Genomic DNA, 24740 nt, shown 5'->3' on the forward strand with positions numbered 1-24740 from the left:
CGATGAGGAACGCGAGGGTGAGCACCAGGCTCACGACCATGCTGATCTCCAGGAATTCATTCATGAGAACAGCTTGTCCCGCAGCCCGCCTCTGCCACTTCGGCTCGGCGGCCGGTTTCGGGCGGCCCGGGTCGGCCGTTCGACCGAGGGGCCCGGATTCCCGGTTACGGTCGTGGCATGACGACCACGCCCGCGTCGCGCGCGCTGCCCAACCGGGTCAACCGGACGCTGATGCTGCTGCTCAAGATCGCGATCATCGGGACCCTGCTGCTGACCCTCGCCTCCGAGGTGCTGTCGAGCACGCCCGGCGAGCGGCCGCCGATCGTCTCCTGGGTCTCGTGGGTGCAGCTCGCGGTCTCGCTGTTCGTGATCGGCGTGTACGTCTTCTACCGGCCCGGGCGCAAGCGCTGGATCGCGGCCGCGTCGATCGCGTCCCTCGTGACGACCGGGTTCGACATGCTCTACGAACAGGGCGTGCGCGGTGTCGGCACCGCCGAACTGCTCGCGCTGGGCCTGCTCATGCTCTTCTCGGTGCGGCACTGGGACGCCTCGCCCGGCCGCTGGGTCGCGTTCGCGAACGGCGCGGCGGTGATGCTCATCGGGTTCCGCGTGTTCGCCCAGGATTTCGCGTCCGCCGCGATCGGCGGCTCCGTCATGATCTTCATGGCGATGATGACCATGATCGGCTTCGGCGCCTACCTGCGCAGCCTCGACCGGCTGCGGCGCGAGACGCAGGAGGAGGTCCGCCAGGCCGAGCGGCTCGAGCTCGCCCGCGAGATGCACGACTTCGTGGCGCACCACGTCACCGGCATGGTGGTCCTCGCGCAGGCCGCGCAGGTGACGAACACGGACCCGAAGCAGGCGTTCGCCGACATCGAGGAGGCCGGGCTCGCCGCCTTGACGTCCATGCGGCGCATGGTGAAGATGCTCCGCAACGACGACGGCGGCGCGGGCACCAACCCGCTCGGGGACCTCGCCCAGATCGAGGACCTCGTGGAGCGGTTCAACCGCGAGGGCACGGACGCGACCTGCTTCATCTCCCCCGAACTCGCCGGGAGCTCGGTCGCACCCGAGATCGCCGCGACGGCGCACCGGATCGTGCGCGAGGCCCTGACGAACGTGCGCAAGCACGCCCGCGGCGCGACCCGGGTCCGCGTGGTCGTGGCGGCCGCGAGCGGCAACGGCCTCGAAGTCTCGGTCCGCGACGACGGCCGGGCCGCGCGCGGCAGGCTCGCGGAGTCCGGCGCCGGCATGGGCCTCCTGGGCCTCGGCGAACGCATCGAAGCGGTCGGAGGCCAGCTCAGGGCCCAGACGAGGCCCGAAGGCGGCTGGGAGACGGCGGCCTGGCTGCCGCGCGCGGCGCCCGAGGCGCGGTGAACGGGAAAGGCCCCGACCTGGCGGTCGGGGCCTCTTGGTGGCAGGTGCAGGATTCGAACCTGCGAAGTCGATGACGGCTGATTTACAGTCAGCTCCCTTTGGCCACTTGGGTAACCTGCCGTGGCTTGTAGCGAGAGCAAGAATAACCTCCCCTCCAACGGGTCGCGCAAGCGGGTTATCCCCAGTTGAGACGGCGTTCACTGCGGCCGGGCCGCAATGCGCCCGCCCGGGCCGGTGGGACAGGACTAAGCTTGGCGGTCGCGCCCCTCGCGCCACCCCCGCTGAGCCTTGAAACCGCAAGGAAGGACCGGACTGCCATGGCTGACGCCTCGTTCGACATCGTCTCCGAGATCGACCTGGCCGAACTCGACAACGCGATCAACCAGGCCCAGCGCGAGCTGGCGACCCGGTTCGACTTCCGGGGCACCGGCGCGAGCGTCGAGCGCTCCGGCGACGAGGCGGCCCTCCTGACGGCCGAGACCGAGGACCGCGTGAAGGCGGCCCTCGAGGTGCTCAAGGAGAAGCTGATCAAGCGCGGGATCTCCCTGAAGGCCCTGGACGCGGGCGAGCCGCGCCAGTCGGGCAAGGAGACCAAGATCGACGTGACCTTCAAGCAGGGCATCTCGACCGAGGACGCGAAGAAGATCGGCAAGATCATCCGCGAAGAGGGCCCCAAGGGCGTCAAGCCCCAGGTCCAGGGCGACAAGCTCCGCGTGACCGGCAAGAAGCGCGATGATCTGCAAGAGGTCATCGCCCTCCTCAAGGGCAAGGACCTCGAGGTCGCCCTCCAGTTCACGAACTACCGCTAGTGCCGTGGACGTCTCCCTGATCAACGTCATGGTCCTCGCCCTCTTCGTGGTGGGCGGGGGCCTCGTCGCGCTCATGGTGACGATCACGCAGCGCAGCTACAAGAAGGACGAGAAGTCCGAGCACTGGGTGATCTACCCGACCGCAAAAGGCGAGAAGCCGATCCGGCCCGTCACCGCGGAAGAGGATTAGCGCCAGAAGCGCCTGACTGGGCCTCGACCCTGGCGTCACCGATCCCGCGCCGCTCTTCGGCCGCGATCCTTGGTGTCCGGTCACCGTTCTCCCAATCAACGACGGAGGAGCGGGATAGCGGCCCGAGGCCCGATAACCGAACCCGGGTCCCTGTTGGGAACGGCTTCAACCGATCAGCGACGGAATCGGCGGGAGCCGACCTGAGGCCCGACTGCCGCGGCCAGGCCAGCGTCGGGGCCGACTTCAACCCCTCAGCGACGGAGCGGCGGGAGCTGATCCCGGGCGCTGACGCCGTGGCCGGCCGGTCGCCGGTGCGGGGCGGGCCCTGGATCCACCGCTCATCAACGGCCAGCCCGAGACGGCCCACGGCGCAGTCGGGCCGAACCCGCAGCTCGGTGCCGAGATCGAGCGGGCAACACCAGAGCACCGCACGCAGGTGCGGCCTGTACCGCGCATGGTCGAGTGTCGTCATGTCCTGCCGCCTCCTTCCTCAGCTTCGCTCGCGGTCTTGCATCTGGCGTCTTACCCGGGAAGCCTTTCCGCTTCCCGGCCTTACCTCGCACCAGCCCGGGCACACTGCCGTCCCGTGTCTGCCGCTGCGGCAACCGATCCGGTTCTCCCGGGTTACCGCATCAGCTCCTGGGCACACTCCCGTCCCTGCCGTGCGATGACCCATCCAGGAGGCCCGTGCCTCCCAAGCGCACTGTGACGCCCAGAGGGTGTGGTGCTGCTTCCCGCGCGCACCAAGCTGATGCGAGCGCGGGAAGGATTGTTTGCCTCGCATGGCAGCGATGGGGAGACCAGGTCCTCTATTGCCCGGCCGGCATCACCGATCATGCTGGCGGTCTTACCAGTGTGTGCCTCGTTCAGAGCACTGCCGCGGCCGAGGTGATCCCGACCAACGATCTCCCACCCAGCACGCCCCCCTTTCGCAGGGGCCGTGGTCCGCTGTGGAACCCGATAGCACGAAGAGACTGAGCTGACGAGGCTCGGGAAAATCATCCGGTTTGGGTTTCGGCCAGAGGCTTGGCGTAGTCTGCTTGCACCTAGTCGCCACCTGTACGTTTTCCGTATCCCTGTGCGTACATCAATCATCCCTCGCACAGCACCCGGCTGTCATCACCCACAGGGGTACAAGACCCTCACATTCGCCCCAACCCCACTGCACCCCAAGGAAACAACCCACCCCCACCACACCCCACCATCGCCGCCCGCCCGAACCCCGATCACCACCACGCCCGCCACTCGAAATAGGACCCCGATCCCACCCCTCCGTCGCTGCCAGGGTTAACCCCAACCCACAGCCACCTCCAAGCCGCAATCCGACCTAGCTGCTGCTGCCGCCCAGGCGATGCGTCAGCCCCGTATGCCGCTTCCCTGTGCCCTTGGTCCGCACGGCGACCGCCAGGGCCTGCTTCGAGCCGACCAGGACCACGAGGCGCTTCGCGCGGGTGATCGCGGTATAGATCAGGTTGCGCTGCAACATGGTCCAGGCGCTCGTGGTCACCGGGATGACGACGGCGGGGTACTCCGAACCCTGCGAGCGGTGCACGGTGATCGCATAGGCGTGCACGAGCTCGTCCAGTTCGGCGAACTCGTACTCCACGTCCTCGTCCTCATCCGTCCGCACGGTCATGGTCTGCGCGACCGCGTCGATGGCCTGCACAAGCCCCACAGTGCCGTTGAAGACCCCCGCCTTGCCCTTCGTGTAGTTGTTGCGGATCTGGATCACCTTGTCGCCCAAGCGGAAGACGCGGCCGCCGTGGCGGCGCTCGGGCAGGCCCTCTTTCGCGGGCGTCAGCGCCTCCTGGAGTCGCGCATTGAGGTTCCCGGCGCCGGGGCCGCCCCGGTGCATCGGGGCGAGGACCTGGACGTCCCGCACGGGGTGGATCCCGAACCGCTTGGGGATGCGGTGGGCGACGATCTCGACGACCCGGTCGGCGACCTGCTCGTTGTCGTCGCACGCGAACCAGAAGAAGTCCGGGTAGCCGTCCAGCTCGGGCATCTGCCCCTGGTTCACCTTGTGCGCGTTGGCGACCACGCCCGACTCGGCGGCCTGGCGGAAGATCCGGGTGAGGCGCACGCGCGGGATCGCCGGCGCGGCGAGGAGATCGCGGAGGACCTCGCCGGCGCCGACGCTCGGCAGCTGGTCGACGTCGCCCACCAGCAGCAGGTGCGCGCCCGGCGGAATGGCCTTCACGAGCTTGTTCGCCAGGATCGTGTCCAGCATCGAGGACTCGTCGACGACGAGGAGGTCCACATCAAGCGGGTTCTCGCGGTCGTACGCGGCGTCGCCGCCGGGCCGCAGCTCGAGCATCCGGTGCAGCGTGCGGGCCTCGAAGCCGGTGAGCTCGGCGAGGCGTTTCGCGGCGCGGCCCGTGGGGGCCGCGAGCATCACCTTGGCGCCCTTGGCCTTCGCCAGCGCCACGATCGAAGACACCGTGAAGCTCTTCCCGCAGCCCGGACCGCCGGTCAGGACCGCCACCTTCTCGGTGAGCGCGAGGCGCACGGCCTCGGCCTGCTCGGGCGCGAGTTCGGCTTCGGTGCGCCGGGCCAGCCACGCGAAGGCCTTGTCCCAGTCGACGTCCGCGAACGCCGGGAGCCGGTCCTCGCTGGTGCGCAGGAGCGCGGTGAGCCCGGCGGCGAGGCCGCGTTCGGCGTGGAAGAACGGGGCGAGGTAGCGGGCGGGGACCGTGGAGTCCTTGGCGGGCACCTCGTCGGCGATCACGTGCTCGCCTTCGGCCGCCAGTTCGTCGAGGGCCTTGGCGACGGGCCCCGGTTCGAGGCCCAGGAGTGCCACGGTGTCGGCCACGAGGTTCGGGGCGGGCAGGAAGCAGTGGCCGGCGTCGGACGCCTGCGAGAGCGTGTACTGGAGGGCCGCTTTGACGCGCTCGGGGGCGTCGTGGGGGATGCCGACCGCGCGGGCGATCGAGTCGGCGGTCTTGAACCCGATGCCCCACACCTCGTTCGCGAGGCGGTACGGCTCGTTCTTGACCACGCCGATCGCGGCGTCCCCGTACTGCTTGTAGACGCGCACCGCGAGGGAGGTGGAGACCTCCACGGACTGGAGGAAGACCATGACCTCCTTGATCGCCCGCTGTTCGTCCCAGGCGGCCGCGATCGCCTTGGTGCGCTTGGGGCCGAGGCCGGGGACTTCGATGAGGCGCCCGGCGTCCGCGTCGATGACGTCGAGGGTCGCGACGCCGAAGTGCGCCACGATCTTCTCGGCGGTCTTGGGCCCGACCCCTTTGATGAGGCCGGACCCGAGATACCGCTCGATCCCCTGCACCGTCGCCGGGAGCACGGTCCGGTAGGACCACACCTCGAACTGGCGGCCGTATTTCGGGTGGCTCGACCAGCGGCCCGTCAGCGAGAGCGACTCGCCGACCTGCGCACCCAGGAGCGGGCCGACGATCGTGACGAGGTCGCCGCCGCCGCGCGCCGGGCTGGCGCGGGCGATGGTGTACCCGGTCTCCTCGTTGGCGTAGGTGACGCGCTCGAGCACCGCCTCTAGCCCAGTGCCGCCGGTTCGGGGTTCCGCCATGGCACAACGGTAGACGGCAGGTGTGTCACTCCTTGTCGGGTTCGGCGGCCAGTACGAGCTTGTGCGTGGCCACCGGCGGCTCGTCCGTGGCGCCCTCGACCGCGTCCGTGGGCAGGAGCCTCCAGTCGGGCCGTGCGAAGAACGCCTGGGTCTCGCGGTACACCAGCGGCGTCAGCATCATCAGGCCGATGAGGTTCGGGAGGGCCATGAGCCCGTTCGCGATGTCCGAGAGCCCCCACAGCAGGTCGAGGCTGGTGACCGCGCCGAGGTAGGAGACCATTACGTACACGATCCGGTAGGGCATGATCAGCGCCCGGCCCGTGTACCGCTCGAGGCACTTCTCGCCGTAGTAGGACCAGCCGATGATCGTCGAGAACGCGAACGTGGCCAGGCCGACCGCGACGATGAAGCCGCCGATCGCGCCGCCCGTCGTGCCCGCGCCGCCGAGGCCCTCTTCGAACGCGAGTCGCGTCAGCGCCGAGGAGGTGACGAGTTCGCCGTTCTCGTCCACAGTGCCGAGCACGCCGGTGACGACGATGACCAGGCCCGTCATGGTGACCACGATGATCGTGTCGATGAACGTCTGCGTCATCGACACCATGGCCTGCCGGACCGGCTGGTCCGTCTTCGCCGCCGCGGCCGCGAAACCGCCCGTGCCGAGGCCGGACTCGTTCGAGAAGACGCCGCGCGCGAAGCCGATCTGGATCGTCAGCATGATCGCCGACCCGGTGAACCCGCCGACGGCCGCGCCGCCGGTGAACGCCTGCTGGAAGATCGTCACAAGCGCCTGGCCGAGCACGTCCCAGTTGAACGCCAGCACCGCGAGCGCGCCGAGCACGTAGAACACGATCATGAACGGCACCAGCGCGGCCGAGACCTGCCCGATCCACTTGATGCCGCCGAGGATCGTCACGCCCACGAGCACGAGGATGACCAAGCCCGTCAGCTGCGGGGTCCACCAGGAGCCCGCGGGCAGCTGCGCGTCGATCGCGCTCGTGACGTTCCCGGACTGGACCGCGTTGCCGATGCCGAAGCTCGCGATGACGCCGAACAGGGCGAACAGGAACGCGAGGAGCTTCCCGATCGGGCCGGGGATGCCGTCCGAGAGGTACCGCTGCGGGCCGCCGGACTGGTCGCCGTTCTTGTTCGTCGTCCGGAACTTGACGCCCAGGAGCGCTTCGGAGTACTTGGTGGCCATGCCGAGGAAGCCGGTCACCCACATCCAGAACAGCGCGCCCGGTCCGCCGATGGCGATCGCCGCGCCCACGCCGCCGATGTTGCCGACGCCCACAGTGGCCGCGAGCGCGACCGACAGCGCCTGGTAGTGGCTCAGGTCGCCCTCGGAGCCGTTGTTCTCGTTGCGCTTGAACAGGGCCAGCCAGAGGGCGTAGCCGAGGCGCCGGAACTGGATGCCCTTGAGCTGGATCGTGAAGATCAGGCCCACGCCGAAGAGGGTGAAGACCAGCAGGGGTCCCCAGACCACCGCGCCGACGGACGCGACGGCGGCCCCGTACTCCTCGTTCAGGCCGTCCGCCCAGGACTGGATGGCATCCGTTATCGGGTCGAGGAAGTCCATGAAGTCCACATGCTCCTTTCAAGGGAGGTATGCGCCTTAAGTCGGGGTGATCCCGCGCCCGCAGAGCATATAGGGGAATGTCGGACCCTCCCGGTACGGTGTGGCCATGAGCGAACGATGGTTTGAAGGGCCCCTCCTGGGCTTCGACACCGAGACGACGGGCGTCGCGGTGGACCGCGACCGGATCGTCCAGGCGGCGTTGGTCAGCGGCCCGCAGCCCGGTGTCGAGACGGCGCGCACGTGGCTGATCGACCCCGGCGTGCCGATCCCCCCGGGCGCCACGCGGGTCCACGGGATCACGGACGCGCAGGTGCAGGCCGAGGGGCTCGCCCCGGCCGCGGCCCTCGCCGAGGTCGCCGAGGCGCTGCGCGGCGCCGTGGAGGCCGGCGTGCCGGTGGTGGCGTTCCGGGCCGGGTTCGACTGCACGCTCCTGGCGTTCGAGCTGGAGCGGCACGGCATCGAGCAGCCGGACTGGACGCGGATGGCGATCGTGGACCCGTCGGTGCTCGACAAGCGCGTGGACCGGTACCGCCGCGGCAAGCGGACCTTGGGCGTGACGGCCGCGCATTACGGTGTGCCGCATTCGGAAGCGCACTCGGCGGCGGGGGACGCGATCGCGACCGTGGGCCTGGCGCGCGCGATCGGCGCGATGTACCCGGAGGTCGGGGACCTCACGCCGCTGGACCTCCATGCGGCGCAGGTGCTGTGGCACGCCGAGGACGCGGCGAGCCTGGAGGCGTACTTCCGCCGCAAGGGCCGCGAGGAGGCCGTGGAGCGACGCTGGCCGCTCCAGCGGTAGCCGAAGACGAAGCGAGGCCCCGATCCATTCGGATCGGGGCCTCGCTCGAACGTCCGTGCTGAGGGCTAGTGGCCTTCGGCCGCTTCCTCGGGCTCGTAGTACTCGCGCTCGTCGGGCTCGAGGGCCTGGCCGACCGGGAGGCTCGCCGGGATCTCGGTGCCGTCCGAGAAGTGGAAGACCACGTCGATCGTGTCGCCGGAGACCAGCTCTTCCTGGAGGTTCTCGATCAGGAAGTAGGTGCCGGAGGTGACGCCCTGGTCGAGGCGGGCGTACTCGGCCGACGCGATGACGATGGGCGCGTACTCCTCCTCGCCGGTGAGCTCGTCGGCCTCGGCCGGCTCGCCGGTGGCGTCGTCGGCGCTGGGCTCCTCGGTGGACTCGCCGGTGGTCGCGTCGCCCGCGGGGGTCTCGTCCGCGGTCTCGCGGGCGTCCTCCATGGCCTCTTCGGCCTCGGCGACGGGGTCGACGAACGTGATCGTCCCGGCGTCGGTCTCGATGCTCTCGAGGCTGATCTCCTCGCTGCCCTCGTTGCCGATCCAGAGCCGCAGGGCGGCGTCGTCACCGGCGGCGTAGCCGTCGGCGGACTGGAATTCGACCTGGAGGTCGCGCAGCGAGATGTCACCCTCGTCGATGTTCACTCCGGCGATGGCGCTCTGCTTGACCTCGGTCTGCGAACCGAGGCTGGCGCCGCACGCGGACAGAGCGGTCGCAGCGGCCCCCGCGATCGCGATAGCGGCCGCGCGACGCACCGTGATCGCCGTGCTGATTCCCCTGACCACTGCTGGTCCTCCCTGAGTTCCGACAGGAATGCTGACGACAGCGTAGACGACGAGCACTCCTCGTTTCTCTGGGCCGGGCGCGAGGCGAGCCCTGGATCTCACCCCAGGGCGAACAACGGGCGAACTCGTTGCGGCTCAACAGAAAAGGCCCTACTAGTGAGCATCGAGGCAGGTAGCGGCGGCACCCGTGCGACCACCGTCGCGCGGGCGGGCACCACTCAGGAGGGGCCGGACACGAAAGAGGGACGCAGGCCTCATTTGTCTCCTCTGCTCGCCGCCCGGAAGCCCAAGGTGCCGTAGAGTAATCAGTCACATACCAATTGACCAGGGAATTCGCGGCGATCCGCTGTCGGGGAAACCCCCGATCCCGTGTTAAGCTGGACACAGCGAAAGGGGTTTCGATCCTATGGGTTTTAGTGTCGGCGAGACCGTTGTCTACCCCCACCACGGGGCCGCACTCGTTGAAGCTGTAGAGACTCGCACCATCGGCGGTATCGAACAGGAATACCTCGTGCTGCGCGTCGAACAGGGTGACCTCACGGTCAAGGTTCCAGCCAAGAACGTCGAGCTCGTCGGCGTCCGGGAAGTCGTCGGCGCCGAAGGCCTCGAGGAGGTCTTCGAAGTCCTGCGCGCTCCCCACACCGAGGAGCCCACCAACTGGTCGCGGCGTTACAAGGCCAATGTCGAGAAGCTCGCCTCCGGTTCCCCGCTGAAAATAGCAGAGGTCGTCCGCGACCTGTGGCGGCGCGACCGCGAACGCGGCCTCTCCGCCGGGGAGAAGCGCATGCTCTCCAAGGCCCGCGAGATCCTCACCGGCGAGATCGCCCTCGCCGAGGACTGCGTGAAGGACGAGGCGGACAACATCCTCGACAAGGTCCTGCTCTCGGAGGCCCCGGTCAAGTAGCCGGTCCCCCGTCCAGAACCGCGTCAGCGTGAGCACCAACGACAAGGCGGGCCCCGGGCCCGCCGCGGACTCCCACGAACGCGAAAGCGCCAGTGCGAGTCCCCATACGCCCTTCGTCATCGGGCACGGGAGCGACGTGCACCGCTTCGACGAAGGCCGGACATGCCGCCTCGCCTGCCTCTCCTGGCCCGGCGAGGCGGGTCTGGCCGGGCACTCCGACGGGGACGTGGCCGCCCACGCGGCGTGCGACGCCCTGCTCTCCGCCGCCGGACTCGGCGACCTCGGCTCCAACTACGGCACGTCCCGGCCCGAATGGGCCGGAGCTTCCGGCGCCGCCCTCCTCACCGAGACCGCCCGCCGCGTCCGCGCCGCCGGGTGGTTCATCGGCAACGTGTCCGTGCAGGTCATCGGCAACCACCCGAAGATCGGCCCGCGCCGGTCCGAGGCCGAGACCGCCATGACCGCGGCCGTCGGCGCCCCCGTGCGCCTCTCCGCGACCACCACGGACGGCCTGGGCTTCACCGGACGAGGCGAAGGTCTCGCCGCGACCGCGGTAGCGTTGCTGCTGTACCAGCAGTGACCGCCATTCGGAAGTTATCCCATGGACGCAGACCCCAACCGCCGCTCCGTCGCGGAGTACCTCCAGCGCGCCGAGATGCTGTACGACCTCGGCCAAGTCCCCGACGCCCGAGCCGAAGCCGACGCCGCCCTGCGCGTCGACCCCCTCGACCCCGACGCGAACGCCATGGCCGCCGCGTGCGCGCTCGCCGCGCACGATCCGGACGAGGCCCTCACCTACGCCGGCGCCGCCCTCGCCCACAAGCCCCAGCACTCGCGGGCGATGATCACCCGCGGGTACGCGCTCGCCGACATCGGCCGCCGCGGCGAGGCCCTCCAGGCCGCCGCGAGCGTGCTCGACCTCGACCGCGCCTCCTGGCAGCACCACGTGCACTACGCGCTCATCACCCGCCGCGCCGGCGCCGCCCAGCCCGCGCTCGACGCCGCGTGGAACGCCGTCAACCTCGCGCCTTCACAGCCGCGCACCCACCTGGCGCTCGCCGCGATCGCCGAGAGCCTCGACATGAGCGAACTCGCGAAACGCTCCCGGCAGGCCGCCGAGGACCTCGGGCCCGACCAGACCGGCGTCCCCGTCCCCGCGATGCCCGCCGAGGTCAGCCGGCCCCCGCGCCGCTTCGTCGACGCCGACCCCGACGACCCCCGCTGGCGCGACAAGATCTACGGGCCCGGGTTCTTCCGAGGCGCGCTCGGCCGCTCGGTCCTCCTCGGCATCGCCGTCGTCTTCGCCGTCCCCGCCCTCCTCGGCAGCGAGATCGACACCGGCCCGCGGCTGTTCCTCGCCATCGTCGCCATCGCCGCATGGGTGGCGTGGTTCACAGTTCTGCGCAGGCACCGCAACCCCGAGTGACCTTTCGCGCGCGGCGCTCGTTACTCCTTCACCACGATCTTTGGAGGACGAGCTAGTGACCACGTGCTGGGTTCCCGGGGCCGACGAAAGCCCTTACAACATCCACAACCTTCCGTTCGGGGTCTTCTCGACCGCCGACGAGACCCTGCCGCGCATCGGCGTGCGCATCGGCGACCAGATCCTCGACATGCACAAAGCGGTGCTCTCCGGCGACTGCCAGACCTGCGCCGCCTGCACCGCCCTGCGCGACCCCGCCCTCAACCGGCTCCTGTCGCTCGGCAAGGACGCCTGGAAGCAGATCCGCGCCCAAGCCCAGGAAGCGCTCACCGAGTCGAGCATCCAGGACATCGCCACCAACTGGCTCACGCCGCTCAGCGACGCCGTCATGCACGCCCCGCTCCTGGTGACCGACTACGTCGACTTCACCATGCGCGCCCCCGACGCCGCCCGCGTCTACCCGCGCGCCTCCAACGGCCGGGCCTCGACCCTCATCCCCTCCGGGATGGACGTCGTGCGCCCCTCCGGGCACCGCCGCGGCGACGACGGCCAGCCCGTCTTCGGCCCCACCCGGGCCCTCGACATCGAAGCCGAAGTCGGCTTCCTCATCGGCGGCGAATCCGAACTCGGACAACCCGTCTCGCCCGACGCGTTCGAAGACCACGTGTTCGGCGCGGTCCTCCTCAACGACTGGACCGCCCGCGACTTCGCCGAACTCGAGACCGACGGCCTCGGCCCGTTCGCGTCCAAGTCGTTCGCGACCTCCATGAGCGCCTGGGTCACGCCCATCGAAGCGCTCAACGCCGCCCGCACCGCCGCGCCCGAACCGACCGCGGACATGGCGTCCTATCTCAAGGAATCCGACCGGTACGGCTTCGACCTGCACCTGAACATCGAAGTCAACGGAGTGGCCGTCGCCGGCGCCGACTTCGCCGAGTCCTACTGGACCCCCGCGCAGCAGCTCGCGCAGCTCACCTCCGGCGGCGCGCTCCTGCGCTCCGGCCTCCTGTACGGCTCCGGCGAAGCCGTCACCGGCCAGTTCAACCTCGAGACCGGCGACACCGTCAAGGTCACCGCCACCGCACCGGGCCCGCGCGGCACCACCATCGCCCTCGGCGAGGTCGAAGCGCGCGTCCTGCCGTCCATCACCTGACCGGACGCCCACGGCGGCAACGAGAACCGGCCGGTACCGCGAGACGCGGTACCGGCCGGGGAACAATCGATCAGACCAGGACGGTCTTCGCACTCGGGGCGAGCTGAGCGATCAGCTCCACCTCGACCGGGGCGCCCAACGGCAGCTCGGCCACGCCGACCGCGCTGCGCGCGTGCGTCCCCGCCTCGCCGAAGACCTCCCCGAGGAGCTCGGAAGCACCGTTGACCACCTTCGGCTGACCGGTGAACCCGGGCGCCGAGGCCACGAAGCCGACGACCTTCACGATCCGCACGACCTCGTCGAGCGGCGCGATCGAAGCCACCGCCGCCAACGCGTTCAACGCGCAGATCCGGGCCAGGTCGTAGCCCTGCTCCGGATCCACCTCCGCGCCGACCTTCCCGGTCGCCGCGAGCACGCCGTCGACCATCGGCAACTGCCCCGAGGTGTACACGTACTCCCCGGAGCGGACCGCCGGCTGGTAAGCGGCCACCGGCGGCACCACCGCCGGCAGCGACAGGCCCAGGCGCGCCAGCGCCTTGTCCACATCGGCCACCGCTACTGCTCCTTCTTGCGCTTGAAGTACGCCACGAGCTGCTCCGAGTTCTGACCGGGCAGGACGGTCACCAGTTCCCAGCCCTCGTCCCCGAAGTTGTCGAGGATCATCTTCGTGTTGTGGATCAGCAGCGGCGCGGTGAGGTACTCCCATTTCTCCATGCGCCCACAGTACGGCGTCTTGCTCGAGCGGCGACGCACCGCTACGCTCAGAGTGCGTCGCCTCCCCGAAGTCCTTACGGTGCGCCGCCTCGGGCCGCACCAGTCGAACCAGGGAGTTCCCGTGTCGTCAGACACCAGTGCGCCGTCCTTCGAAACCGCGCCCCACGAACCGACCAGCGACGCCGCCGCCGCGCCGCCCGGCATCCCCGACCATCGCGCCAAGCCCGCGCACGGCCGCCACGAACCGCCGCGCGACCGCTCGAACCGCCTGTGGACGTGGATCATCGCGGCCGCCGCCATCGCGTTCTGCGTCGCACTCGTCCTCGGCGCCATGCGCCTCTACACCGGCGTCGACGACGTCACGGACACGCCCGTGCACACGGTCGACGCGTTCCTCGGGGCACTCCTCGAGGACCGCGACGCCGAAGCCGCCGCGGCCTGGCTCTGCGCCGACAAGGCCGACCGCGACCTCAGCGAGGCCGTCGCGGCCCTCTCCTACACGGACGGGACCGGCGAGTTCGCGTGGGACGAGGTCACCGAGACCGGGCGTTCCGTCGGCGCGGCCACTGTCGCCGCCGAGATCCGCATCGGCGAGAGCGGCGCGTTCTCCGAGCCCGCGACGTGGGAGTTCTCGCTCGTCGCGGAGGAAGGCGACCCGCAATGGCTCATCTGCGGGATCACCGCGGCATGACTAGACTCCGATGAATGACTGCCTCAGCGTTCCCGGTGCCGCGACTGCACATCGTCACCGGGAAGGGCGGCACCGGCAAGACCTCGGTCGCGGCCGCGCTGGCCCTCGCGCTCGCAGGCACCGGCCGGCGGGTCCTGCTGGTGGAAGTCGAAGGGCGCCAAGGGATCGCGCCGCTGTTCGACGCCCCTTCGCTGGGTTACGAGGAGCGGCACCTCGCGGCGGGCCTGGACGGCGGGGAGGTCTTCGGGCAGTCGGTGGACGCCGACGAGGCGCTTCTGGACTACCTGACGATGTTCTACCGGCTCGGCTCGGCCGGGAAGGCGCTGCAGAAGTTCGGGGCGATCGACTTCGCGACCACGATCGCGCCCGGGCTGCGGGACATCCTGCTCACCGGCAAGCTGAAAGAGGCGGTCTCGCGGGCCGAGGCCGGGCGGATGTCGTACGACGCGGTGGTGCTGGACGCGCCGCCCACCGGCCGCATCGTGAAATTCCTGAACGTGACGGTCGAATCGGGCCGCCTGGCGAAGACCGGCCCGATCGGCAAACACTCCAGGTCCGTGGCGAGGATGCTCCATTCCTCGCTCACCGCCGTCCACCTCGTCACGACCCCAGCGGCCATGCCCGTCCAAGAAACCCTGGACGCCAACAAGGAACTCATGGCGGCCGACCTTCCCGTAGGACACCTCGTCCTGAACAAGGTCGCCGGCGCGAAGGCCGTCGAAGTCGAAGCGGAAGCAATCAACGCGGGACTGGAACGAGCGGGCCTGACCCCCGAACCAGCCCTCGTCACCGGCCTCCTCAAGGAGTATTCGGCCGCCCGCGCCGAGATCGAGTCGATCGACGCCTACCGGGACCGGCTCGAACAGCTCGGCCGGCCGGTCGAGGAACTGCCGCTGCTCCCCGAGGGCGTCGACCTGTCCGGCCTCTACCAACTCGCCCGTGTCCTGCGGCCCGGCATCATCGGAGAGCGACGCAATGGCTGAGACCCCTGAAAACCCCGCCGCCGAACCACCCCGGCTCGACGTCCCGACCGAAGTCTCCAGACCCGACGCCGCCCCGGCCGGGGCACCCACGCCAGACGCCGCCCCCATCGCAGCCGCCAGACTCAACGTCACCCCCGCCGGAATACCCGGACTCGACGTCGACGCCCTCCTCAGCAACAAGGACAAGCACGTCATCGCCTGCTGCGGCTCCGGCGGCGTCGGCAAGACCACGACCGCAGCGGCCCTCGCCCTGCGCGCGGCCGAAGTCCACGGCCGAAGCACCGTCGTCCTGACCATCGACCCGGCCCGGCGGCTCGCCCAATCGCTCGGCGTGGAAGCCCTCGACAACGTCCCGAAGGCGGTCGAAGCCGTCCGCGGCGGGTCCCTCGACGCGATGATGCTCGACATGAAGCGCACCTTCGACGAGGTCGTCGCCTCCCACACCACCCCCGAGCGCGCCGCGGAGATCTTCGCGAACCCGTTCTACCAGGCGGTCTCCTCGACCTTCTCCGGCACGCAGGAGTACATGGCCATGGAGAAGCTCGGCCAGCTCCGCGCGACCGGGCAATGGGACCTCATCGTGCTCGACACGCCCCCCTCCCGCTCGGCCCTCGACTTCCTCGACGCCCCCGCCCGCCTCGCCCGACTCCTCGACGGCCGCGTCATCCGCCTCCTCTCGGCCTCGACCCCCGGCGCCCGCCGGTCGATGCTCTCCCTCATGGGCGCCAGCGCGGCCGTCTTCACGCGCGTGTTCAACAAGGTCCTCGGCGGGCACCTGCTCACCGACGTCGCCGAGTTCACCGCGAGCCTCGAGGACACCTTCGGCGGCTTCCGCAAACGCGCCGAAGCGACCTTCCGGGCCCTGCAGGACGACCAGACCTCATTCCTGGTCATCGCCGCCCCCGAGCCGGCCGCCGTGGGCGAGGCCGTCTATTTCACGCGGCGCCTCACCGAGGAGCGGATGCCGCTCGACGGCATGATCCTCAACCGCCTCACCCCTGTCGCGGCCGACCTGACGGCCGAACGCGCCCTCGGCGCGGCAGCGGCGCTCGAAGAGTCCGACGTCGACGACCCTGTAGCGGCGGTCCTGCGCACCCACGCCGACCTGGCCCGTCGCCGCGCCGCCGAAGAACGCGTCGCGGCCCGCTACGCGGCCGCATGTCCGGAGGTCCCGCAGCGCTGGCTGCCGACGCTGGGCGTCGAAGTCGTCGACCTGGACGACCTACGCGCCTTCGGCGCGACGGCCGCAGGCGTCTAGCGTTCAATCGCGCTTCGCGCATGAGCGGGCGAGTGCGCCGCAGGCGGCCCAGCACCGCCTCCTCTGTGGTTCGTGCGCGGGTTTCATTGGTGCGCCGCTCTGAGGCGCGGGCTGCGCTCTCCGGTATGCCGTGCCGGTTAGCGAGCGCCGTTCGGGTGTGTGGTGCTTTGGCGAGGCGTTCGTTCGGGCGGCGCTGGTCCTTTCTTGTGTCTGTTCGGGTGTGCGTGTCGTTCGGGTTCGCGAGGTGTCTGGTTTGGCGCGGGCGCACCAGCGCCTTTGCTGGTGCGCCCGCGAATGACCTCGCGAGGTGTCCTGGCAGGAGCCGAGCGCGGGTGCACCCGCGCTCGGTCTTCGGGGGCGGCCCCCGGGGAATCCCACATATCACCGCCAGTCCTGCCAGGACCGGGTCGCCACTCCGCACTTCCACCACCACCGGCGAAGCAGCTGTTTTTGATATCTACAATCACATGCCCGGTATCGGATGCCAAGAACTATTTTTCGCCTGTGGATAACTTTGCGAGGTTCGCTCATTTTGCCTGTTCGCGAGGGGGAGAGTTATCCACAGGCGGGATCCGGGAGCGGGGCATGAAAAACGCGCCCGGACGGGGATGCCGTCCAGGCGCGGTGCTCATGCCTTTCGTCGAGAGGCTTGCCGGTCAGAAGTTGACGTCCACCGGTATCCGGCGCCGGTTGCCCTTGCGGGCGCTTCGCTGTTCCTCCTCCAGTGCGACCTCGAAGACCGCTCTCCAGGAGCGGACATCGGCGTGCCGTCGCAGCAGCGCCCTCCGCTCCCGCTCGGTCATGCCGCCCCAGACGCCGAACTCGATGCGATTGTCGAGCGCGTCGGCGAGACATTCCAGCCGTACCGGGCAACCGCGGCACACTTTCTTCGCGTTGTTCTGCTCTGCTCCTTGCACGAACAGGGCGTCAGGATCACCTTCCTGACATAGCGCCTTGGTCGTCCAGTCGATCAGCAGTCCCATCCGCATGACCTCCCCGTGAGATCTTTCCCCTTCATACCCCCCGACGACTACATCAGAGTGATCTCTCGATCACACAATGTGGCCGTCAGAACGGACCTTACACCTCTCGTAAGGGTTTGACTACTCTCCGAGACGAAAATCGGACTCCGTGGGATGGCTTCACCCCTACGGCTCACAAGGCGACTGCGGCTCGGATAATAACGATTCCGATACGAGCGCATCTCCCCTTCCGGATTGCGGCGTATGAATTGCGGGCATACATGTCGCCTTGCATGCGAGTCGCCGTCCGGTATCCGGATGCTGCCGTGCCGCACTTCCCGACATTCGTTCTAATCTGAGGCGGTGGAGACCTTGAAACGCGACCGGAGTCCCCTGAGGGACGGCATCGCGCTGCTGATCTGCGGTGTGCTCGCCGGTGTGCTCGCGGCCGCGGCCGCCTTCCCCCTCGTCGGGCTCGGCGGCCTCGTTGCCGAGAACAGCGTCGACTCGTTCGAGGCGCTGCCGACGGAACTCACCAAACCCACCCTGCCGCAGACGACCTATGTGTACGCGTCCGATGGCGAGACACTCATCACCTCCTTCTACGAGGAGAACCGCCGCGAGATCACTCTCGACGAGGTCTCCCCTGTCATGATCGACGCGCTCCTGTCCGCCGAGGACTCGAAGTTCTACGAGCACAACGGGGTCGACTGGGCCGGCATCGTCCGGGCCGCGGTCGCGAACCAGGGCGGTGACTCCCAGGGGGCGTCGACCCTCACCATGCAGTTCGTACGCAATACCCTGATCTACTCCGCTTCAACCATCGACGAGGTGATCGCGGCGTCGGAGGACTCGTACGAGCGCAAACTGCGAGAAGCCCGGTACGCCATGGGTGTCGAGGAGACGATGTCCAAAGAGGAGATCCTCGAGGGCTACCTGAACGTGATCTATCTCGGCAACCAGGCCTACGGGGTCCACGCCGGTTCATACACGTACTTCAACAAGCCGCCGAGCGAGCTGACGGTGGCCGAGGCCGCCACCCTCGCCTCCCTGCCGAAGTTCCCCTCCCTCGCCGACGGCCTGCTCGACGGCGAAGGCGACGAAAAGCCCATTGTGGATCGACGCGACTGGGTCCTCCAGCGCATGGCCGACCTCGGCAAGATCTCCCAGGCCGAGGCCGACGAGGCCAAGGCGCTGCCGCTCGGCCTGAACCCGCGGCCCGTCCGCAGCGAGTGCGTCGACGTCGCGACCCCCAACTGGGGCTTCTTCTGCGACTACTTCAAGGAGTGGTGGGCGAGCCAGGAGGCCTTCGGCGCCGACGAGCGCGAGCGCATGAGCCTGCTCAAGCGCGGCGGCTTCCGGATTGTGACCAGCCTCGACGCGAAGCTCCAGGACGACGCCACCGAGCGCCTCACCGAGGAGGTGAGCGTCAACAACTCGGCCGCGCTCGGCTCGGTCACCATCACCCCGGGCACCGGGCACGTGCGCGCGATGGCCGTGAACCGCAACTACAGTCTCGACCAGACCGAGAACAAACCGCGCACCGACGGCGACGACTCCAAGCCGTCGAACTACCCGAACACGACGATCCCGCTCCTCAGCGGCAACGACGAAGTCTCCGGCTACCCCGCGGGCTCGACGTTCAAGCTGTTCACCATGGTCGCCGCTCTCGACGCGGGATTCCCGCTGCGAACCGCGCTGCCGTCGCCGTCGCGATTGACCTCCCAGTACCTCACCGGCAAGGACGACCCCTCGGCGTGCGGCAGCGTCACCGAAGGGGGCCTGCGGCACTGGTGCCCCACCAACGACGGCAACTGGTCCTCCGGACCGATGAACATGTGGGCCATGTTCGGACGCTCCTCCAACACCGCGTTCGTCCAACTGCAGCAGGCCGTCGGCACCAGCAAGGCCTATGCGGCCGCCACCGCCGCCGGCATCGACTTCGCCCCCAGCAGCGAGGCGGCCGTACGCGCCGAGAACGACGACCTCGACAACTACGGCACCTTCACCCTCGGGTTCGACGCGACCACGCCGCTCGAGATGGCCGAGGCCTACGCGACCGTGGCGGCCCAAGGCCTGCACTGCGAGCCGCTGCCGGTGATGCAGGTGATCGGCTCCGACGGCAAGGAATGGACCGATGCGGCTGCGCCGCAATGCGACCAGGCCTTCCCGAAGGAGGTCGCGAACGCGGCCGTCAGCGCCGGGCGCTGCGTGGTCGGCCAGAACGCCGAGGGCACCCAGTGCTCCGGCAACGGCACCGCCGCGGCCTACACCGGGGGCTTCGGCCGCCCGCTGTTCGGCAAGACCGGTACCGCCGACTCGAACCGCTCGTACTGGTTCATCGGTTCGACCCCGAACGCCACCACCGCGACCTTCGTCGGCGACCCCGACGCGAGCTTCCGGTCCAATGTGGCCACCCCGGAGTTGAAGATCTCCGTCAAGGAGGTCGGCGTCGCGATTCTGAAGAAGGCCGTGAAGGGCCTCGACGAGGAGGACTGGCCCAAGCCCACCAACGCCATGAAGAACGGCAAGGACCTCGTGTCGATCCCGTCGATCGACTGCATGGACGCCGACGACGCCCGGTCCCGCGTGGCCAACGCCGGCTTCGAAGCGTCGATCGCGCCCGGCCAGTTCGACTCCGACTGCAAAGAGGGCGAAGCATTCTCGACCTCGATGACCGGCTCCGCCCCGAAGGGCACGCCGATCTACATCCTCATCTCCAACGGCAAGGACTACGAGGACGAGAAGGCCGAGGAGAGCGAGACGCCGCCCGACGGCGGCGCCACGCCGCCCGACCGGGACTGAGCCGCAACACGAACCGCGGGCCCGCACCTTTCGGTGCGGGCCCGCGGTCCTTTTTGGGAGGAAGGAAGGTCTAGGGGGCCTTCGGCATCACGAGGGTGCCAGGGGCGGCGCGGTCGGTCGGGACGGCGGCGACGTGGTCGTCGTGGAGGTGGTTGCCTTCGCGCAGTTGGCCGTCGCGGATCGTCACGGCCCGCTGGGCGCGCTCGGCCACCTCGTGGTCGTGGGTGATGATGAGGATCGTCAGACCCTCGTGGTGCAGTTCGTCCAATGTGGCCATGATCGAGTCGGCGGTCTTCGAGTCCAGGTTGCCCGTGGGCTCGTCGCACAGCAGCAGGCTCGGCCCGGCCGCGAGGGCCCGGGCGATCGCGACGCGCTGCCGCTCACCGCCGGAGAGCGTGGTGGGCAGGGAGTCGAGGCGGTGCGAGAGGCCCACGAGTTCGAGCTTCTCGCGGGCGATCTGGCGCCGCTTGCGCTTCGGGACCCCTTGGTAGACCAGGGACATCGCGACGTTCTCGGTCGCGGTGCGGTGGGCCATGAGGTGGAAGGCCTGGAAGATGAAGCCGATCTTGTCGGCGCGGAGCTGCGTGCGGTGCGCCTCCTTCATCTTGGAGGTGTCGTGCCCGTCGAGCCAGTACGTGCCCGCGGTGGGGGCGTCGAGGAGGCCGAGCAGGTTGAGGAGCGTCGACTTGCCCGAACCGGAGGGGCCGACGATCGCGACGTACTCGCCGTCCTCGATCCGCAGCTCGACCGGTTTCAGCGCCTCGACCGGCGGCGGACCGGGGTAGGTCATGCCCACGCCGTCGAGCTCGATCAGCGCCCGGCCGGGCTCCGCGGGCCCGGTCTCGACGCGCGCGAACACCGCAGTGTCGTCGGCGCCGGCCGGGCCGTTCGCGCCGACGGTCGGGAGGATCATGGTCGCGTCGTCTTCGGTCACGTCTCCAAGACGCCCGAACCGTCGCGAGTGGTTGCACGCCGCCCGCGATCGGCTCGGCGGGGCGCCTACGAGAACGCGAAGTCCGCCATGACCGGGCGGTGGTCGGAAGCGGTCGCGTCCAGCACGTCCGAGCCCGTGGCCTCCAGGCCCCGGTAGAGGACCTGGTCGATCCGCGCCAGCGGGGTGTCGGCGGGCCACGTGAACCCGAAGCCCTTGCCGGCGTCGGCCTGCGCCGAGTGCAGCTGGTACGTGATCGGGGCGAGCGCCCGGTCCTGCGAGGTGCCGTTCAGGTCCCCGGCGAGCACGACCCGGTCGAGCTGCTCGTCGGCGATCGCCTCGCCGAGGAGCAGCGCGGTCTGGTTGCGCTGCGCGGACGTGAACCCCTCGGTGTTTACCCGCACCGAGAGCAGGTGCGCGACGTAGAACGCGACCGGCTCGCCGTCGATCTCGACGGCGGCGCGGAAGGCGCGCGCCCACCCCAGGTCGAGGTCGACCTCGTTCGAGTCGACCACGGGGTAGGCCGACCAGAGCGCCACCGTCCCGTACGACACCGAGTACTCGTACTGCTGGTCGAGCACCTCGCTCCAGGCGGAGCGCTGGTCCTCGGTGAGCTCGACGAGGACGATCACGTCCGGTTCGGCGGCGAGCAGGGTCGCCGCGGTCGCCGCCGTGTCGGTGTTGTTGGCGTTCACGTTGTGGGCGACGACCCGGAAGTCGCCGTCGCCGCCGTGCTTGTCCGGGATGAGCGCGGCGTACATCTGGAACCAGACCAGGCCCGGCAGCAGGGCGCAGACGATCGCGAGCGGGCGGCGGCGGATCGCGGCCAGGACGAGCAGGACCGGGACGGCGAGCCCGAACCAGGGCAGGAACGTCTCGATGAGGCTGCCCAGGTTGAACCAGCGGTTGGGGATGAACCGGTGGAGGAGCAGGATCGCGGCGAGGAGCAGCGAGAGGACGATGACCGCCCCGCTGAAGATCTTCCCGCCCGTCGAGGATCGCCTCACCCGCTGTCCGCCTTTCTGTGTGCGGCGCACCCGCGCCGGCCGCGCCGCCGGCGGCGGGCGCGGTCCCGACAGGTTAGCCGCCCGTGGCGAGCAACGACGAATGCCGGGCCTGTGAAGACAGACCCGGCATCCGGAACGTCGGCGGTGGCGGCGGGACTCGAACCCACTGGCCGCTGCCCGCAGTCCAGGTTCCGCCGCAGCTCGAAGCCGGCAGCTGAGTCCATCTCGGACCCGCGCGGGAAAGAGATGGAGAACTCACCGTCTGCGATTCAATATTGACCGTCAGTCACGAGGCTCGGCATCCTCCCGAACGGGAATGACGGGCAGCCACGAGCACGGAAGGGCGGGAGCTCGACACTCCCGCCCTTCTCCGCCCCGCACGCGTTCGGGCCTCACCCGGGGCGCCCGCCAGGTCCTACGTTCCCGCCGTTGCCAGCAGGATCTCGATGAGGGCCTGCGGGTTCTCCGGGCCCAGGTGCGGCGCATTGAGTGAGTGGACGTCGAACCGGTTGTCGGGGGTGGCCGCGTCGGCCTCGGCGATCATCCGGTCCTGGAGCGCGAGCGGGATCGCGCGGTCGGCGGTGTATCGCACGTAGGTTCGCGGCACCCGCCCCCACGTCGCGGGGTCGCCGCTCGCATCGTCCACGGGCACGGCGCTCGATTCGTCGGGCTCGAAGAGGTTGAGCGCGGCCAGGAATCCGGTGTCGCTGTAGTCGGCCATGAGCGCGGCCTTCGTGGCGGCGATGAACTCCGGGTCGCCCGAGCGCCAGTTGGTGCGGGTGGCGCCGATCCACTCGGGGTCGCCGATCTGGGGGATCGTCGGCAGCAGTGTGGTGGCGGCTTCCGGGGTGAGGAAGCAGTCGAGCACGGTACGCAGCTCGACGCAGCAGAAGGCCGAGACGTAGACGAGCCGCGCGATGAGGTGCGGCACCTCGTTCGCGACGCGGGTGATCGTCGCTCCGCCCATGCTGTGCCCCACCAGGATCACCGGTCCCTTGCGCGCGGCCCGGCGCACGATGGCGACTACATGGTCGACGTTGTCAGCGAGGGTGGTCTCGGCCAGCACCGGCGAAGGGGCGACCGCGAGCGCCTCCAGATCCTGCGGCGCCTGGTAGGACTGCGGGAAGCTGCCGGACGGGCCGTGCCCGGGCAGGTCCACGGACACGGCCGGGCAGCCGTGCAGCGCGAGCCCGGAGGCCAGCGGCGCCATCGAGGCGCCGTTGCCGTTGGCGCCGTGCACGAGCACGAAGACGGGCCGCGGCCCGCGGCCCGCGCCGGCCGGCGCCGCCGCGGTCAGGGCTCCGGCGCCGATCCCGGCCGCGGCGGCCTTCAGGAATCCGCGGCGCCCGGCCCGCCCCCGGCGGGCAGTCTGGTCCGGTCGCGGAGCGCGTGTTCGCTCAGACACGGGCGCTCCTTCGCGTCCGCGCCGCCGCCCAGACAAGCAGCGCCACCCCGGCGGCGCCCACCGCGAAGTCGGTCCACTGCGGCAGGCCTGCGGCCCGCAGCAGCCCTGCGGCACCGAAGCCGGTGTTCCACAACGCCTCGGTGGCCGCGGATCCGAATCCTTGCAGCAACAGGACGGTCCCGAGCACCCAGCGGGCGCCCTGCCAACTGTCGCCGCGCGGCTTGCCTTCGGTCATCTGGGTCTCCTTCGATGGCGCACCGGACGTTCCGATGCGGTCGTATCGAATCGTAACACGGTACCGATGCGACCGCATCGGTTAGGCTTGGCGGATGCCCAGACAGGTCGACCATGCCGCCCGGCGGCGCCAGATCGCCGAGGCGGTCTTCGAGCTCATCAGCGAGCAGGGGACCGAAGGGGCCACGCTGCGCCTGGCGGCCGCGCGAGCAGGGGTGTCGATGGGGGCCGTGCAGCGCTGCTTCTCCACGAAGGCGGAGATGATGACGTTCGTCCTCGAATACATGAACCAGCGCGTCAGCGAGCGGGTGCAGAACCGCATCGACGCCTCCGGCGACCCCGACTCGGCCGCGATCATGCTGGAGCAGACACTCATCGGCATCGTCCCGGTCGACGAGCCGAGCCTGGCCGAGACCCGCGTATGGCTGGCCTTCGCCGCCCAGGCCGCCGTCGACCCGGCCCTGGCGGCCATCCAGCGCCGGCAGTACGCGGACCTGGCCGCGCTCATCAACGTGCTCATCCGCGCCGGCCAAGGTGACGGCGACCTCCGCGCCGACCTCGACCCCGATCAGGAGGCGGACGCGCTGATCACCTTCACCGACGGCCTCAACCTCCAGATCCTCTTCGGACGCCACGACTCCCGGACGGCCCTCGCCGCCCTCGAACACCGCCTCGCCGCACTCCGCGCCCGCTGAACCGCCACGGCGCCGTCTCACGACCGACGCCCAAGCCAACGCAGCGCCCGAAACGCACCCTCGGCGTGACCGAGCGGCACAGCCTCCGCAGAAGCCGCTGCGCCCCAGCCGATCCGACAAAAGGAAAGCAAGGGTTCGAACAGGCCGCCGGGGAAGCCGAGCGGGAGAGATCGCCCCGAGGCCGGTCCGGGCGGCCGGGAGAAGTCGGATATCCAGGCAGCGAGCGGGAGCGATCACTCCCAGATCGGCCCTGGAAGCCCGGAGAAGCCGGAAACCGGTGGGGAATCGATGGGGAATGCAACCTTGAGCAGCCCGGACGTACCCGGAACACCAGGTCAGAGGGCAAAGAAAAATCCCAGCTCATCCGCCTTCTCAGGCGTCTGAACTGGGATTACGTTGGCGGTGGCGGTGGGATTTGAACCCACGGTTGAGGGTTACCCAACACTCGCTTTCGAGGCGAGCTCCTTCGGCCGCTCGGACACGCCACCGCCGAGAACACTA

At 69.7% G+C, this 24740-nt stretch carries 23 protein-coding genes and 2 tRNA genes; 13 read left to right on the plus strand and 12 right to left on the minus strand.

The window, feature by feature from the left end; all coding sequences use genetic code 11:
* The first annotated feature begins 177 nt into the window (after positions 1-177).
* Complete coding sequence (locus tag O2L01_RS20795; protein WP_270123956.1) at positions 178-1377, plus strand: sensor histidine kinase; 1200 nt, start codon at positions 178-180, stop codon at positions 1375-1377.
* 35 nt (positions 1378-1412) lie between these two features.
* Here the strand turns inward: O2L01_RS20795 and O2L01_RS20800 are convergent.
* Positions 1413-1497: transfer RNA gene (locus O2L01_RS20800), tRNA-Tyr, on the minus strand.
* Positions 1498-1694: 197 nt separating this feature from the next.
* Here O2L01_RS20800 and O2L01_RS20805 point away from each other — a divergent pair.
* Both O2L01_RS20805 and O2L01_RS20810 read left to right on the plus strand, forming a co-directional pair.
* Entirely contained in the window at positions 1695-2186 is a 492-nt protein-coding gene (locus O2L01_RS20805) for a YajQ family cyclic di-GMP-binding protein (protein WP_270123957.1), read from the plus strand.
* A gap of 4 nt (positions 2187-2190) precedes the next feature.
* Positions 2191-2376 carry a hypothetical protein gene (locus O2L01_RS20810; RefSeq protein ID WP_270123958.1) on the plus strand — a complete coding sequence of 62 codons (186 nt, stop codon included), beginning with the start codon at positions 2191-2193 and terminating at the stop codon, positions 2374-2376.
* Between the two features lie 1327 nt (positions 2377-3703).
* Here O2L01_RS20810 and recD2 read toward each other — a convergent pair.
* Positions 3704-5920, minus strand: a complete 2217-nt coding sequence (recD2, locus tag O2L01_RS20815; RefSeq protein WP_270123959.1) for an SF1B family DNA helicase RecD2 — start codon at positions 5918-5920, stop codon at positions 3704-3706.
* 25 nt (positions 5921-5945) lie between these two features.
* Positions 5946-7496: an alanine/glycine:cation symporter family protein gene (locus O2L01_RS20820; protein WP_270123960.1), complete on the minus strand. Its 1551-nt coding sequence runs from the start codon at positions 7494-7496 to the stop codon at positions 5946-5948.
* Between the two features lie 106 nt (positions 7497-7602).
* Here O2L01_RS20820 and O2L01_RS20825 point away from each other — a divergent pair, with 106 nt between their 5' ends.
* The gene (locus O2L01_RS20825; RefSeq protein ID WP_270123961.1) at positions 7603-8295 is read left to right on the plus strand and encodes an exonuclease domain-containing protein; all 693 of its coding nucleotides are present in this window, start codon (positions 7603-7605) and stop codon (positions 8293-8295) included.
* A gap of 65 nt (positions 8296-8360) precedes the next feature.
* On the opposite strand, the gene O2L01_RS20830 is transcribed toward O2L01_RS20825, so the two are convergent.
* Positions 8361-9074 carry a hypothetical protein gene (locus O2L01_RS20830; protein WP_270123962.1) on the minus strand — a complete coding sequence of 238 codons (714 nt, stop codon included), beginning with the start codon at positions 9072-9074 and terminating at the stop codon, positions 8361-8363.
* Positions 9075-9480: 406 nt separating this feature from the next.
* Between O2L01_RS20830 and O2L01_RS20835 the strand changes: the two genes are divergently transcribed.
* From O2L01_RS20835 to O2L01_RS20850, 4 genes are all read left to right on the plus strand, one after another.
* A complete protein-coding gene (locus O2L01_RS20835; protein WP_205325932.1) occupies positions 9481-9978 on the plus strand; it encodes a CarD family transcriptional regulator in 498 nt (165 codons plus the stop codon).
* 118 nt (positions 9979-10096) lie between these two features.
* Positions 10097-10558 (plus strand): 2-C-methyl-D-erythritol 2,4-cyclodiphosphate synthase, encoded by a 462-nt coding sequence (ispF, locus tag O2L01_RS20840; RefSeq protein ID WP_344469278.1) that lies wholly within the window; start codon positions 10097-10099, stop codon positions 10556-10558.
* Positions 10559-10579: 21 nt separating this feature from the next.
* A complete protein-coding gene (locus tag O2L01_RS20845; RefSeq protein ID WP_270123964.1) occupies positions 10580-11404 on the plus strand; it encodes a tetratricopeptide repeat protein in 825 nt (274 codons plus the stop codon).
* A gap of 55 nt (positions 11405-11459) precedes the next feature.
* Entirely contained in the window at positions 11460-12554 is a 1095-nt protein-coding gene (locus O2L01_RS20850; protein WP_270123965.1) for a fumarylacetoacetate hydrolase family protein, read from the plus strand.
* Between the two features lie 70 nt (positions 12555-12624).
* Here O2L01_RS20850 and O2L01_RS20855 read toward each other — a convergent pair whose 3' ends face one another.
* On the minus strand, positions 12625-13107 hold the full coding sequence (locus tag O2L01_RS20855; RefSeq protein WP_270123966.1) for a RidA family protein: 483 nt from the start codon (positions 13105-13107) through the stop codon (positions 12625-12627).
* A 2-nt stretch (positions 13108-13109) separates the two neighbouring features.
* Positions 13110-13268 carry a hypothetical protein gene (locus O2L01_RS20860; RefSeq protein WP_205325936.1) on the minus strand — a complete coding sequence of 53 codons (159 nt, stop codon included), beginning with the start codon at positions 13266-13268 and terminating at the stop codon, positions 13110-13112.
* Positions 13269-13389: 121 nt separating this feature from the next.
* Here O2L01_RS20860 and O2L01_RS20865 point away from each other — a divergent pair, with 121 nt between their 5' ends.
* The 3 genes from O2L01_RS20865 to O2L01_RS20875 are packed head-to-tail and all read left to right on the plus strand — an operon-like array spanning position 13390 to position 16200.
* Positions 13390-13959, plus strand: a complete 570-nt coding sequence (locus tag O2L01_RS20865) for a hypothetical protein (RefSeq protein ID WP_270123967.1) — start codon at positions 13390-13392, stop codon at positions 13957-13959.
* A gap of 14 nt (positions 13960-13973) precedes the next feature.
* Positions 13974-14942 carry an ArsA-related P-loop ATPase gene (locus O2L01_RS20870; protein WP_270123968.1) on the plus strand — a complete coding sequence of 323 codons (969 nt, stop codon included), beginning with the start codon at positions 13974-13976 and terminating at the stop codon, positions 14940-14942.
* The gene (locus tag O2L01_RS20875) at positions 14935-16200 is read left to right on the plus strand and encodes an ArsA family ATPase (protein WP_270123969.1); all 1266 of its coding nucleotides are present in this window, start codon (positions 14935-14937) and stop codon (positions 16198-16200) included. The genes O2L01_RS20870 and O2L01_RS20875 overlap by 8 nt, the downstream gene beginning before the upstream one ends.
* 656 nt (positions 16201-16856) lie before the next feature.
* Here the strand turns inward: O2L01_RS20875 and O2L01_RS20880 are convergent.
* Positions 16857-17183 carry a WhiB family transcriptional regulator gene (locus tag O2L01_RS20880; protein WP_270123970.1) on the minus strand — a complete coding sequence of 109 codons (327 nt, stop codon included), beginning with the start codon at positions 17181-17183 and terminating at the stop codon, positions 16857-16859.
* Positions 17184-17525: 342 nt separating this feature from the next.
* Here O2L01_RS20880 and O2L01_RS20885 point away from each other — a divergent pair, with 342 nt between their 5' ends.
* Complete coding sequence (locus tag O2L01_RS20885; protein ID WP_270123971.1) at positions 17526-19967, plus strand: transglycosylase domain-containing protein; 2442 nt, start codon at positions 17526-17528, stop codon at positions 19965-19967.
* Between the two features lie 70 nt (positions 19968-20037).
* Here the strand turns inward: O2L01_RS20885 and O2L01_RS20890 are convergent, their stop codons facing one another.
* The 4 genes from O2L01_RS20890 to O2L01_RS20905 form a co-directional block, all read right to left on the minus strand.
* Positions 20038-20901 (minus strand): ABC transporter ATP-binding protein, encoded by an 864-nt coding sequence (locus tag O2L01_RS20890; RefSeq protein ID WP_270123972.1) that lies wholly within the window; start codon positions 20899-20901, stop codon positions 20038-20040.
* Positions 20902-20966: 65 nt separating this feature from the next.
* Entirely contained in the window at positions 20967-21905 is a 939-nt protein-coding gene (locus O2L01_RS20895; RefSeq protein ID WP_270123973.1) for an endonuclease/exonuclease/phosphatase family protein, read from the minus strand.
* Positions 21906-22320: 415 nt separating this feature from the next.
* On the minus strand, positions 22321-23310 hold the full coding sequence (locus tag O2L01_RS20900) for an alpha/beta hydrolase (RefSeq protein ID WP_270123974.1): 990 nt from the start codon (positions 23308-23310) through the stop codon (positions 22321-22323).
* Positions 23303-23545, minus strand: coding sequence for a hypothetical protein (locus O2L01_RS20905; protein ID WP_270123975.1), 243 nt, complete (start codon positions 23543-23545; stop codon positions 23303-23305). Before O2L01_RS20905 ends, O2L01_RS20900 begins: the two co-directional genes overlap by 8 nt.
* 94 nt (positions 23546-23639) lie before the next feature.
* Here O2L01_RS20905 and O2L01_RS20910 point away from each other — a divergent pair, with 94 nt between their 5' ends.
* The gene (locus O2L01_RS20910; RefSeq protein ID WP_270123976.1) at positions 23640-24239 is read left to right on the plus strand and encodes a TetR/AcrR family transcriptional regulator; all 600 of its coding nucleotides are present in this window, start codon (positions 23640-23642) and stop codon (positions 24237-24239) included.
* A gap of 397 nt (positions 24240-24636) precedes the next feature.
* On the opposite strand, the gene O2L01_RS20915 is transcribed toward O2L01_RS20910, so the two are convergent.
* A tRNA-Ser gene (locus tag O2L01_RS20915) sits at positions 24637-24727 on the minus strand.
* Positions 24728-24740: the final 13 nt, after the last annotated feature.

It is taken from the genome of Glycomyces lechevalierae (assembly GCF_027622945.1).
Lineage (GTDB): Bacteria > Actinomycetota > Actinomycetes > Mycobacteriales > Micromonosporaceae > Glycomyces > Glycomyces rutgersensis.

What these genes read in the sequence shown, in the direction of transcription:
- O2L01_RS20795 (WP_270123956.1), top strand. Translation starts at nt 178, where the DNA reads ATGACGACCACGCCCGCGTCGCGCGCGCTGCCCAACCGGGTCAACCGG.
- O2L01_RS20805 (WP_270123957.1), top strand. Translation starts at nt 1,695, where the DNA reads ATGGCTGACGCCTCGTTCGACATCGTCTCCGAGATCGACCTGGCCGAA.
- recD2 (WP_270123959.1), bottom strand. Translation starts at nt 5,920, where the DNA reads ATGGCGGAACCCCGAACCGGCGGCACTGGGCTAGAGGCGGTGCTCGAG.
- O2L01_RS20820 (WP_270123960.1), bottom strand. Translation starts at nt 7,496, where the DNA reads ATGGACTTCCTCGACCCGATAACGGATGCCATCCAGTCCTGGGCGGAC.
- O2L01_RS20825 (WP_270123961.1), top strand. Translation starts at nt 7,603, where the DNA reads ATGAGCGAACGATGGTTTGAAGGGCCCCTCCTGGGCTTCGACACCGAG.
- O2L01_RS20835 (WP_205325932.1), top strand. Translation starts at nt 9,481, where the DNA reads ATGGGTTTTAGTGTCGGCGAGACCGTTGTCTACCCCCACCACGGGGCC.
- O2L01_RS20845 (WP_270123964.1), top strand. Translation starts at nt 10,580, where the DNA reads ATGGACGCAGACCCCAACCGCCGCTCCGTCGCGGAGTACCTCCAGCGC.
- O2L01_RS20860 (WP_205325936.1), bottom strand. Translation starts at nt 13,268, where the DNA reads ATGGAGAAATGGGAGTACCTCACCGCGCCGCTGCTGATCCACAACACG.
- O2L01_RS20870 (WP_270123968.1), top strand. Translation starts at nt 13,974, where the DNA reads ATGACTGCCTCAGCGTTCCCGGTGCCGCGACTGCACATCGTCACCGGG.
- O2L01_RS20875 (WP_270123969.1), top strand. Translation starts at nt 14,935, where the DNA reads ATGGCTGAGACCCCTGAAAACCCCGCCGCCGAACCACCCCGGCTCGAC.
- O2L01_RS20880 (WP_270123970.1), bottom strand. Translation starts at nt 17,183, where the DNA reads ATGGGACTGCTGATCGACTGGACGACCAAGGCGCTATGTCAGGAAGGT.
- O2L01_RS20905 (WP_270123975.1), bottom strand. Translation starts at nt 23,545, where the DNA reads ATGACCGAAGGCAAGCCGCGCGGCGACAGTTGGCAGGGCGCCCGCTGG.
- O2L01_RS20910 (WP_270123976.1), top strand. Translation starts at nt 23,640, where the DNA reads ATGCCCAGACAGGTCGACCATGCCGCCCGGCGGCGCCAGATCGCCGAG.